At 48.8% G+C, this 11,630-nt stretch carries 8 protein-coding genes; 2 read left to right on the top strand and 6 right to left on the bottom strand.

Annotated elements, in window-relative coordinates; genetic code table 11:
- Positions 1-41: 41 nt before the first annotated feature.
- The 6 genes from murQ to ACFQ0N_RS33835 all read right to left on the bottom strand — a co-directional run bounded on the left by murQ (position 42) and on the right by ACFQ0N_RS33835 (position 8,004).
- On the bottom strand, positions 42-956 hold the full coding sequence (gene murQ / locus ACFQ0N_RS33860) for an N-acetylmuramic acid 6-phosphate etherase (protein ID WP_379334533.1): 915 nt from the start codon (positions 954-956) through the stop codon (positions 42-44).
- Between the two features lie 305 nt (positions 957-1,261).
- Positions 1,262-2,125 carry a MurR/RpiR family transcriptional regulator gene (locus ACFQ0N_RS33855; RefSeq protein ID WP_379334532.1) on the bottom strand — a complete coding sequence of 288 codons (864 nt, stop codon included), beginning with the start codon at positions 2,123-2,125 and terminating at the stop codon, positions 1,262-1,264.
- A gap of 176 nt (positions 2,126-2,301) precedes the next feature.
- Positions 2,302-4,419 (bottom strand): alkaline phosphatase, encoded by a 2,118-nt coding sequence (locus tag ACFQ0N_RS33850; protein ID WP_379334531.1) that lies wholly within the window; start codon positions 4,417-4,419, stop codon positions 2,302-2,304.
- Between the two features lie 132 nt (positions 4,420-4,551).
- Positions 4,552-6,135: an ABC transporter substrate-binding protein gene (locus ACFQ0N_RS33845; RefSeq protein WP_379334530.1), complete on the bottom strand. Its 1,584-nt coding sequence runs from the start codon at positions 6,133-6,135 to the stop codon at positions 4,552-4,554.
- A gap of 46 nt (positions 6,136-6,181) precedes the next feature.
- On the bottom strand, positions 6,182-7,066 hold the full coding sequence (locus ACFQ0N_RS33840; protein ID WP_379334529.1) for a carbohydrate ABC transporter permease: 885 nt from the start codon (positions 7,064-7,066) through the stop codon (positions 6,182-6,184).
- Between the two features lie 14 nt (positions 7,067-7,080).
- Entirely contained in the window at positions 7,081-8,004 is a 924-nt protein-coding gene (locus tag ACFQ0N_RS33835; RefSeq protein WP_379334528.1) for an ABC transporter permease, read from the bottom strand.
- A gap of 200 nt (positions 8,005-8,204) precedes the next feature.
- On the opposite strand from ACFQ0N_RS33835, the gene ACFQ0N_RS33830 reads away from it, so the two are divergent.
- Both ACFQ0N_RS33830 and ACFQ0N_RS33825 read left to right on the top strand, forming a co-directional pair.
- A complete protein-coding gene (locus ACFQ0N_RS33830) occupies positions 8,205-9,779 on the top strand; it encodes a response regulator (protein WP_379334527.1) in 1,575 nt (524 codons plus the stop codon).
- Positions 9,776-11,593 carry a cache domain-containing sensor histidine kinase gene (locus ACFQ0N_RS33825; RefSeq protein ID WP_379334526.1) on the top strand — a complete coding sequence of 606 codons (1,818 nt, stop codon included), beginning with the start codon at positions 9,776-9,778 and terminating at the stop codon, positions 11,591-11,593. The genes ACFQ0N_RS33830 and ACFQ0N_RS33825 overlap by 4 nt, the downstream gene beginning before the upstream one ends.
- Positions 11,594-11,630: the final 37 nt, after the last annotated feature.

The following is an 11,630-nucleotide window of genomic DNA, read 5'->3' as shown; positions in this document are numbered from 1 at the left end:
ACTTGATCTTGCTCTATACCCACATCCGGCCAGAAGCGTCATTATATCGCTTTGGAGCAGACGCGTATAGCTTTTTTAAGATTGCCGCCGCATTTGGCGAGAACACGCCTCGCGTCTTCGGCGTCCATCCCCGACTTTATCATCATGATCGCAAGCTTGCAGTCCATAGAGGCGAGCTTCAGCGCGGCTTCGGCCGCCGGATGGTCGACCCCGGCCGCCATCTCGATCATGCGCACGGAGCGGTCGTACAGCTTCTTGTTGCTGGCCTTCATGTCGACCATCAAGTTATTGAACGTTTTGCCGAGCTTCACCATCGTACCAGTCGTCAGCATGTTCAGCACCAATTTCTGGGCGGTTCCCGCCTTCAGCCGCGTCGACCCTACGATCACCTCGGGTCCGACGACCGGTGCGATCGTGATGCCGCTCACTTCCTCTAGTTTCGTCGCCTTATTGTTCACGACGGCGATGGTCACGGCCCCCAGCTCGGCAGCCCGGCGAACGGCCTCGATCACGAAGGCGGCGCTGCCGCTGGCCGAAATGCCGATAACGGCGTCCCGGTCGGTCACGCCAATCCGGTCGACCAAGGCGCGGCCTTCATCCCCGTCATCTTCGCAGCCTTCTGCCGCAAGGCGAAGTGCGATGTCCCCGCCGGCGATATGTCCTTGGATCATCTCCGGGTCGGTACCGAACGTCGGCGGACATTCCGACGCATCAAGGACGCCGAGTCTGCCGGATGTACCGGCCCCGATGTAGAACATCTTGCCGCCGCCGGACAACGTCTTATGAAGCGCTTTCACGGCCGTCGAGATGTGGGGCAGCTCCGCGGCTACCGCTGCGGGCACTTTGGCGTCTTCCTGATTGATTAACTGAAGCATGCGCTCCGTATCCAACTCGTCGATCATCTGCGATTCGGGATTAATCCCCTCCGTCGTCAAACCTGCAAAATAGTCATTCATAAAGATTCCCCTTACGTAATCATGGTCGGGTTCGCCAAGCCCGCCAGCTTTCGTTGTTGCTGTTTAAACTTGACCCTATATTACATTTTTTATTTCATGGTCGTCAATAGATTTTGAAATTAATTTTTATATTGAAATATATAACCGCAATTATATGCCAACATTTGCGTTTCTCTCCCGCTTTCTGTCGAAGCCCGTCGACGCTCGCGTCCCCTCAGCATTTATCGAGTGAAACTTATAAATGCGATAAAATAAAAAAAGCCCCGCACCCTCCGATAAACGGGGGATCGGGGCCGCAAGACGGCTTATCTTCGGCGTTTTTTCGAAATGATGCTGCGGCTGCGGTTCAAATACTTCTTCACCTGCTGGTAATCCGCGCTCGCGACGCCCGCAAACAGCATGTCAATGATCGTCAGCATAGCGATGCGGGAGCCCATCGCCCCACTCCGGATGGAAATTTCCGGCGTCGAAATACTAAGGAGCGTGTCCGCTTTCTCCGACAGCTCGCTCTTGCTGTATTTGGTAATGGCCACGATATGGGCTCCGTTCTTCTTCGCAATGTCGAGAGCATCCAATATTTCGATCGTATCTCCCGAGTTAGAAATAAAAATCGCCACATCTTCCTTGGAAAGCAAGGACGCCCCGGTCAACTGGCTGTGACCGTCGACGAAGGCGTGGCACATTTTGTTGATGCGGGTAAACTTCTGCTCCGCATCCTGCGCGACCAGACCCGATGCCCCGATGCCGAAAAAGACGATGCGCTTGCTGGTCTGCAGCGCCTCGATGGCGCGGGCCACCGCTTGGCGGTCGATAACGCTGAGCGTATCTTCGATGGAACGAATGTTGTTGCGCCCGATATTCGCGATGATCGTGACGAGGTTGTCGCCCGGCTGAATGTCGGTATACTGTTCGGCGGAGTCCTCGTCCATGGAGCCCAGCGAGGTGGAGATGCTAACGATAAAGCTCCTGTATCCGCTGTAGCCCATCGTCTTGCAGAAACGCAGCACCGAGGCGTCACTGGTCCGGCTCGCCTGGGCGAGGCTCTTGATGGACAAATGCGGGATCTCGTCCTTATTCTCCAAAATATACTCCGCCACCATTCGCTCCACAGGCGTCAGGCTGTCCTTGCATTCTCTGATTTTGATCAATATGTTGTCGGTTATCGCCATGGCCAATCCCTGCCCTTATTATATGTAATTTGATACTATACGCTATCAACATAAATTACAAGTGTACGCTTCGGAAAATAAGCGCCATGGCTTGCGGCCGCCCTTCCAAGGGCGGTCATGCTGTTTGCAAAAACGACCGTTCCCCCTGAAGGGAGACGGTCGTTTCACGATAGTTATCATTGATAATTCAAATAGTCAGCTAGGATGGATTCCGGTACCATAAGATTTCCCTTTTGGATAACAGCTTTCGCATTCATCCTTACAGATTCGCCATTGAACAAGGCAATGTCCGAATTCACATGGAACAAGATCATGTTGCTACCTACAATGGCTACATATTGATCTTGTTTAGGACTGGAAATGATAGATCCTTTCAACTTTCCTATTGCATCCTTCAGGGATACAAGTTTCGTCGAATCATTCGTCTTCGCTGTGCTTCCGGAAGCATTTGCTCTCTCTTTGTTGCCGTTCAATCCAAGCACTGTCACCATGTTGCGGAAAATTTGCGTATTGTCCAAGTAACCCGTAAACAATTCGGATCCTGGACCCATCGTATTTACCGGTACGTCATCAAAGGTGTGTACTTCTACGCCTTCATCATGGGGGATATTGCCATTAAAATGAATACCGTTCGGATCCTTGTCAGGATTTGCGATATACCAAGTTTTGTCCTTTACGTTAGGATCCTGAATCGTAGGGCTGATTGGTTTCGGATTGGTCAAAAAATCATCATTATAATCCGGGTGGTTGCCCCAACCGACCGCAAGCTTCCAGTCCGCATCCGGGTTATCCGGGAAGCCGTCCCCGTTCGAATCTGCATAGGTAGGGAATTTCGAATCTTCATAGGTTCCAACAAGTTCTCTCAACTGTTCCCCGGTCTTACCAGCAGCTTCTTTCGTATTGTAAGAACCGTTCAATGTCATCGAATGACCATGATCAGCAGTGACGATAACCAAAGTGTCTTTATGCTGTTTCGCGTATTGTTTTGCCAGCCCGACTGTTTTGTCGAATTCAATCGTATCCCAGATCAGTCGTTCAAAGTCCATCGGATGTGCCATTTTATCGATGGACGCACCCTCGATCATTAAAAAGAACCCGTTTTTGTTGTTGTCAAGTGCGTCAATCGCTTTGGCCGACATCTCCATCAAAGTAGGTTGATCGTTATCCTTGCCGACGATATCTGGATTGTTCGGCTGCGTATATTCCCGATCGAAATATACATTCATATTTCCTTTTTTGAAAAGGCCTAGGATTTTGCCGGAATCTTTTAACTGGTTTAATTCGGTTGCATTTGTAACGTATGAATACCCCTCGGATTTGAAAACGTCAATCATATTTTTATTGTCTTTGCGCTTGCCGTCCTGGCTTTCAGGCAAGAACCATTCCAAGCCGCCGCCCATAATGACATCCGGGCGTGAGTTGATTTCATTGTACATATTTACGATCGCTTCGGAAGTACTGCGCTTTCGGGTATGCGTCGCCATCGCAGCCGGAGTCGCGTCCGTTACATCCGCTGTCGTTACAACGCCTGTTGCCATGCCTTTGGTACGTTTGACCAGCTCGATAATATTTTCTACTCTCGGGTCATCAAGCGGATCAGGCGTATTGTCTGGATAGACCCCTTCCGCGTTAACTGCCGTTTTGTGACCGGTCGCATATGCGGAAGCCGAATTTGCGGAGTCCGTTACGATGGAATCCATGCCGGAGGTCGTAACCATCCCCATATGATCCATTTGCTCCATTTCAAGCCAGCCTTTAAATTTGCCTTCCTCTATCCCTTTAGAGACAACCCGTGCAGCGGTCCGAATATTGGCGCTCATGCCGTCACCGATTATCAAAATGACATTTTTTGCTTTCTTGCCGTTTCCGTATGCTTCATAAATTTGGTAATTGACGGATTTAGAAAGGGGCTTGCCTCCAATTTTTACGACAGCACTGACAGTTACGTTTCCAGCTTTGGGAAAGCTTACGCCGCGGATTGTAAATTCGGCGCTGTCTGCATTGGAGTTGGTACGATCTGCGTTCTTTCCGAAATATTGTTCAGCATCTTTCCCGTTGATGGTTACTTGAATATCCTGGGGCTTAATGGCAGCATGGTTAAGCTCTACTCGCAAATCAAACTTCTGCCCCGCAAGAATTGTAGCACGATCAATGGGTAATATTGTAAATGAAGCTTCTGTCTTCTGATTGACTGGCACGGCCTCAGTAAATGCGGCCATCGAGAAAGACTGGGTGAATACGATACTCACTCCGAACAGTGCCGCTGCCAGCTTAATCGGAAATTTCTTGCTCATTCCATAAAAACCTCCTCTTTCTTCTTTTTGACAACATCTATCCTATTAATTAAGCATTAAATCTGTTATTGATTTTTGTAATCGCATTGTAAAAAAACGCACTCCATCCTATTTAGATAGAGCGCGTTCTCTTTATTTTCCCATAAACGTATTCAATTGCCGCTGAATATCCTCGATAAGCTTATCCTGTCCGGCCGCCTTCTTCTTATCGAGCATCGTCTGGTAGCTGCTCTCCACATCGCCTTTTACAAATCCCAGCCGCAGCGGCAACTCGTATTGGTTCTCTACATCTTTAAGCGCGGCCTGTTCAGACTTGGTCTTTTCCAGATCCGGAGCAAAGTTATTAAGCTTCGTGTTGATCGCACGCTCACGGTAGGAACTCAATACTTCATCATAATTGCTAAGCCCATCGCTTGGGGACAGATAAAATTTTTCGTTGCGCCATCCCCACGGACATGCGGCATCGGGCGGGAAGCCTTGACTGGCTGGCAGCAGAGCGAGTTTGCCGTCTGCGCTTGCATCCCAGTGCTTTCCTTTAATACCGAAGGTTGTTGTCTGGTTGTACCATTCATCGTTACGGAGCAGGTCCAGCAGCATAAGCGCCCGTTCCGGATTTTTGGACTTGGCGTTGATCGCCATCGCATTGGCCATGAAGGAATTGGCAACGACCTTCTTTGTCGTATTAGCCGGGTAAAACCGCACATCCCATTCCGGATGATTCGCTTTAACGGTCTGGTAAGTCGCATTCGCTTCCAGCAGGTTAGTCAGGAAAGCCGCACTTTTGCCGCTAAGGAACGAATCCTTGGAAGTGACTTTATTGACAAGCGCGTTTTTTGAAATGTACCCTTTCTTGTTCCAGTCGGCCATTTTCTTATAAAGCTCAATCGCTTCCTGATCGGGATTGGCAATGTCATTGATGATCGTATTGGCGGCATTGTTCAAGTCTACTCTTAGCCCGAGATTGCCCGGCTGATACTGCTCTCTTAATTCCTCTAATTGCGTTTTGGCAATGATCCAGTTGTCATAATTTGTGCCTTCCCATGGAACAAGACCTTGCTCGTTCCTTGCCACTGCATCAAGATACTTTTCAAAATCGTCTATCGAGTCAATCGAGGGGATCCCATATTTGTCCATCAGGTCGCCCCGGACGACATAGCCGTTAATCGTAATTTCATGATAGTTCATAGGAAGCGCGTACTGCTTGCCTTCAACCTTGCCGGCCTCAAGCACTTCCGGCGATGTTTCGGAATTTGTTTTGGGCGCATATTTCTGCATCATCTCTGGTGTAATTTCGTAGAATGCGCCTTTGCGCGCATTGTCAGCGAATTGTGCCCAAGTCGCCGTTATGATCAGATCAAAATCATCCCCTGTCGAAAACAGCAGCTGGTATTTCTGAAACCAGTCTGCCCAGGACAGAAACTGCACCTCCACAACAGCATTGATGTCCTTTTTCAGCCTGTTGTTCAATTCATCATAGACTTCCTCGGCATCCGGGGCGCCATCGCCAATCAGTACCATTTTCAGCTTCACTTCTTCAGAAGTATCAGCGGCGCCGCCTTCCTCCCCGGATGCTCGGGGCGAAATCGGCGCTCCATCGGTATTGGACGGCTGCCGCTCAGAGCCCTTGCCGCCGCCATTATTGCCGCTATTGCCGCTGCATGCGCCAAGTATCGCAACAAGCAGGGACAACACCAGGACAAACGGGATTTTTTTCACATCCATCAACCTCCCCATGATCTGCAAAACAAACATTCAGCGGTTCCTATCCTTTAACAGCCCCCAGCGTCACCCCGCTAACGACATAACGCTGCACGAACGGATAGACGAACATAATAGGAGTTATCACCAGAACCGTCATTGATAGCTTAACCGTCTCCTTCGGCAGCTCGGTCATTGGAATGCCTGTCTGTCCCGCCAAATTGTTAAGCGCTTCCGCTTTGTTGACCAGGTTATAGAGGAAGAGCTGCAGCGGTACTAGACTATCCTTGTTAATGAACAACATGGCGCTAAACCAGTCATTCCAATAGCTTAAAGCGATAAAGAGCGAAATCGTCGCCAGTCCGGGCTTGGCGATCGGTAATACAAGCTTCAGAAAAATCGTAAACTCGCCGGCGCCGTCTATCTTGCCCGATTCGACAATCGCATCCGGAATGGAACGAAAGAAGCTTTTCATAATTAAAATATAAAAGACATTGAACAGCAGCGGGATAATTAAAGCCAAAAAGTTGTTCCTCATATGAAAGTAGTTGACCATCATAATGTACCAAGGAACGAGTCCGCCAGTAAATACAGATGTTAAATAAATGTAAAACGAAATGACGTTACGGTATTTAAAATCTTTTCGCTGGATGACGTAAGCGGTCATGGCGGTCAAAAACACGCCGCAGACTACTCCAATCATAGTCAATGCAACCGATACGGCCATCGAGCGAATAATCGCCTCCGGCGCTTCAAACATCATTTTGTAGCCCGCAACGGATAGATTTCTCGGAATCAATTCATAGCCATGCCGGATTACATCCTCCTCACTTGAAAAGGAACCGGCAAAAATAAGCCATAACGGGAACAAGCAGATTAAAGAAAGGCAACCGAGATATAAATAGCCGAATAGATGGAAGAGGGTCCTATCTTTGGAACGATGCCGCATTTCGTCCCTCCTTTTCAGAACAGTGAGTAATCAGGTTGAATCTTCTTGACAATGAAATTGCTGACCATAATGATGGCAAAGCAAAGCAGCGACTGGTACATGCCCGCAGCGGCCGACATGCCGATATCCTGGGAATGGATCAGAGAGCGGAACACATAGGTGTCGATAACATCCGTCGCATCAAACAGCAAGCCATTGTTGCCAATAATCTGATAGAACAGGTCGAAATTACCGCGAAAAATGTTGCCGATCGAGAGCAGAAGCAAAATCATCACCGTAGGAAGCAGAAGCGGCAAAGTGATTGCCCGAATCCGCTGAAAAATGCCCGCCCCGTCTATTTCCGCCGCCTCAAACAGGCTTTTGTCAATTCCGACAATTACAGCGAGATAGATTAAGGAATTATAGCCGATATATTTCCAGTTGTTGAAAAATACCAGCACGTAGGCCCAGTAGCTCTGATTGCCGTAGAAATCGACCGGCTCGGCTCCGAAATATTTCAAAATGCCATTTATAGACCCGAAATCATAATTGAACAGATTATAAACAAACGATCCGACGACGACCCAGGAAAGAAAAAACGGGAAAAGCAACGTCGTCTGCATAAACTTTTTCACGTACCGTCCGGCAATTTCTGCGACTACAATGGCAACGAGTATTTGTAAAATTAATCCGCTTATAATAAAGATGACATTGTAGAGGACGGTATTGGAAGTAACCAGCCAGGCTTTGCCCGATTTGAAAAAGAACTCGAAGTTTTTCAACCCCGCCCAGGGACTGCCGAAGATCCCCGAGTCGAAGCGGTAGCTTTTAAAGGCGAGCACCATCCCCGCCAACGGCAAATAGGCAAATAAAAAATAATATATGATGGCCGGCAATACCATTAGAAAGAGTGCTTTATTTTTCTTCCATTCCTTGAATAGCGGGTTTTTGCTGCGCATGTTTCACCTCCCCCCGATACAGCCAAACCTGTTCCTGCTGTCTGTCTAGTTCCCATTATAGAGCGTTTACAAAGGTTGAAAAGGGTGGTAAATTATGAATCGGGCGGTAAATTGTATAGACTTTGCAGCTCGCAAAAGAAAGCGATTGCAATGAGTGCAGACCATAAGCTATGATGGGGAAACAAGGGGGGGGGGATAACATGTATAAACTGATGATTGTAGACGATGAAAGCAGAACCCGGCAGACGCTGTTCCGTTATGTGCCATGGACAGAAATAGGGATAGCGGATGTAGAGCAAGCCGAGGATGGACGACATGCATTACAGCTGTCCGAAATTTTCGCGCCGGACATCGTATTGACTGACGTTCGTATGCCCCGCATGAACGGCATCGAGCTTGCCAGGGAACTGCGCACGCGTCTTCCCCGCTGCAAAGTTATCTTTTTAAGCGCCTACTCTGATGTGGACTATTTAAAAAATGCGATTAAATTGCAAGCATTTGATTATATCGAAAAACCGCTGGATCTGGATGAGGTGGGACGCATCGTCCAATCTGCCGTTTCTGTTTGCGATGCCGATCAGCAGCAATGGGACAGGGAGCGAAGGCTGCAAGGCCAGGAGCTGATGCTCATAAAACAACAGCTGGCCCTTTCTTTATGCGGGAACGGCGTGAAGCCGATTGCCGGTCAAAAGTCCGAACTGAACCACCCGGATATTCATTTTCCACTCAGCGGCACGTTTGTTTCACTTGTCTTTCAGGGCCGGACTGCCGGATCCGCCAGCGGAAATGCCGCCTACCAGCCGATCCCGGAGCTGATGCTGCTGGAGCGTCTGTTGTCCGATATCGGAGTATGCTGTCTAACGGCTCCTTTAAAACATGAGGGCTGGGTCTTACAAGCTGCAATGCCCTCGCCGTCCACCCTTCCTCTCCTTAGGAAAGCTGTCTGGGACTACATTGAAATGTGCCGGAGCAAACAAACGGACATGTTTGCAGCTGTCGGCGGCGCCGTCGACGCCTTGACCTCTCTTCCTGACTCCTACAATCAGGCACATGCTTTAGCCAAACGTTTATTTTATGTAGGATATTCGCAAGTTCTCGTCTTGGACTGCGATTTTCCGCTCGTTTATTCATTCGATCCGCTGCTCGCGGAAAAATGGCTTCGTTATCTTTGCAACCATCAGCCTGAAGAAGCGGAGAGATTGATCCGGCAATTCACGCAGCAATTGCGGTGTCATCCGGACACACCGGCAGAGCAGGTCAAGCATGTCTTTTATACCCTGTTTCATCAGCTCTGTCAATGGATTCAGAAGTATGCGGGCCTCTCCGTACGCGACCATTCGGATCGTCTGCCTTTGCCTGACGCCAGCGCATTTGACACTTTGTCCACGCTCGACGAGTATGAAGAGCTGCTGCTGCAAGAATTGCAGTCGGCTTCGGTTGGAGAGCGGGGCAGAACCGGCAGCATCGTCTCCCGGATGATCCATATTATCAGGGAGCAGGCAGGCAACCAGAATCTCACTATTAATGCAATCGCCGGGCAATTGTTTCTTACTCCCTCTTATATTTGCCTGCTATTTAAAAATGAGACTGGCATGACAGTCAATCAGTATTTAACGTCTGTTCGCATGGAAATGGCCAAAAATCTGATCGCCAAGTATAAGATTCATGAAGTTGCCACACAGGTCGGCTATACGGACACGAAGTATTTCACCAAAATCTTTAAAAAAGAAGTCGGTTGGACACCTTCCGAATATAAGGAGCGTCTCCGCCTATGATGCGCCTGTTTGACTTGCTCAAGCTGCATCAAAAATGGCTGCTGGCCATTTTCACGCTGATCGTCGTCCCCCTCGTTGTTTACACTTATCTTTCTTACACCAAAATAGCGGAAATGGCCAAAAACCAAACCATTCAGCTGGCAGAGCAATCGACGCAAAACACCGCTTCGGAGATCGGATATTTGACGTCAAGCTCAATTAACGTTCTGGACATCCTCAGTCTGGACCGTAATATGAACGAGATGCTGTCCAGAGACCCGGCTGAGCATGCGATTCCATTGCAGCTGCGCGATTATGCCAATATCGTCAATTTCGCCGAAACACTCCAGCGCAACAAAGACTTTTATCGTGTCCGAATTTACGTCAATGATGATTTTGTCTATGCCAATGACCATGTTAATCTGTTCGGTCTGTCACAAGCATCGCAGGAGCAATGGGGAACGGATTTGTTGCATTCCGGGCAAACGGTCTACTGGTTCATTCCGGAGACAGACGATTCGTCGGCTGATGCCCCGCCCCTCATTTCTGTAGCCCGGCGGATGCTGAATCTGAACAACTTCACTCAAACGACCGGCATGGCCAGGATCGACCTTTTGCAATCGACCCTTGCAGACAAACTAACCCGAACGAAAATTACGGATTCGAGTCTAGTTTACTTGCAAAACGGAAACGGACAAATCATAGCCCGTTCGGATCCCGAACTTGGAACCGGCGGGATACCGGATGAAGCAGAATGGAGACAGCTTCCGGACCATAAATGGAGCACCTTGCAGATTGGCAACGATTCCGTCATGATGTCGCATCGGCCGATAGCGGGCAGTGACTGGAACCTGGTATTCGTCGTTCCCGTCCATGAAGTGCTTGCCGGCGTTACGGCGCTTCGCAACCAATTGCTTCTCATCCTCCTGATCATTGTACTGATCGCCTATGTACTGGCGTATTTGGCATCCAAAACCGGCACCAAAAAAATCAAGCACCTGATCAAACGGATGAAACGGGTGCAATCCGGCGATTTGAACGTCATCATAACCCGTTATGGGAAAGATGAGCTCGGCGAAGTCGCAGAAAATTTTAATTATATGATCGTAAAGCTGACAAGCCTTATGAACGAACACGTACAGTTGGGGATTGCGCTGCGAAGCGCTGATCTGCGCACACTTCAGGCACAAATCAATCCCCATTTTTTATACAATTCACTTGATCTGATCAACTGTACAGCCATCGAACATAAAGTTCCCGATATTATGATTATGGTAAAAGCGCTCACCAAATACTATAAGCTGGGATTGAGCAAAGGGATGAACATCATTTCGCTGGCGTCCGAACTGGAGCATGTAAAAGCGTACGTGCAAATCATGAACATGCGTTATCCCGATGCGATTAAACTGGATATTGGAATTGATTCCGCCTTGCTGTCCTGCCGTATCCCCAAAATTACACTGCAGCCGCTGGTGGAGAATTCCATCCTGCACGGAATTCTAGAAAAAGAAGAGAAACGTGGCAAGATTCGAATTACTGGCAGACACGAATATACAGCCATTTATTTGATCATAGAAGACGATGGAGTCGGAATGGACTCCGAGCGCCTCAGCAACCTTCTCGCCAGCGAACGTCAAAACCGCCAGCCTCCCTCCGGGGATGACGCGAATGGGAATGAAAGTGAGAGCGAAAACGGAAACGGCATCGGTATCCGAAACACCCATGACCGGTTGCGACTTGCCTATGGAGACGGCTATGGGTTAAACGTGAAAAGCACCCCGGGGAAAGGCACAAGCGTAGAAGTTCGTATTCCCTTTGATTTACAAAGTGAATAAAGCAGGCTGTCCGGAATAGAACGGACAGCCTGCTTTA

Origin of the sequence: Paenibacillus sp. GCM10027626, from assembly GCF_042676285.1 — a bacterium.
Classification (GTDB): domain Bacteria; phylum Bacillota; class Bacilli; order Paenibacillales; family Paenibacillaceae; genus Paenibacillus_Z.
This window is presented reverse-complemented; position numbering and strand designations above follow the sequence as displayed.

Excerpts from the sequence above, each read along its gene's own strand:
- murQ (WP_379334533.1), bottom strand. The coding sequence starts at position 956 with ATGAATGACTATTTTGCAGGTTTGACGACGGAGGGGATTAATCCCGAA.
- ACFQ0N_RS33855 (WP_379334532.1), bottom strand. The coding sequence starts at position 2,125 with ATGGCGATAACCGACAACATATTGATCAAAATCAGAGAATGCAAGGAC.
- ACFQ0N_RS33850 (WP_379334531.1), bottom strand. The coding sequence starts at position 4,419 with ATGAGCAAGAAATTTCCGATTAAGCTGGCAGCGGCACTGTTCGGAGTG.
- ACFQ0N_RS33840 (WP_379334529.1), bottom strand. The coding sequence starts at position 7,066 with ATGCGGCATCGTTCCAAAGATAGGACCCTCTTCCATCTATTCGGCTAT.
- ACFQ0N_RS33835 (WP_379334528.1), bottom strand. The coding sequence starts at position 8,004 with ATGCGCAGCAAAAACCCGCTATTCAAGGAATGGAAGAAAAATAAAGCA.
- ACFQ0N_RS33830 (WP_379334527.1), top strand. The coding sequence starts at position 8,205 with ATGTATAAACTGATGATTGTAGACGATGAAAGCAGAACCCGGCAGACG.
- ACFQ0N_RS33825 (WP_379334526.1), top strand. The coding sequence starts at position 9,776 with ATGATGCGCCTGTTTGACTTGCTCAAGCTGCATCAAAAATGGCTGCTG.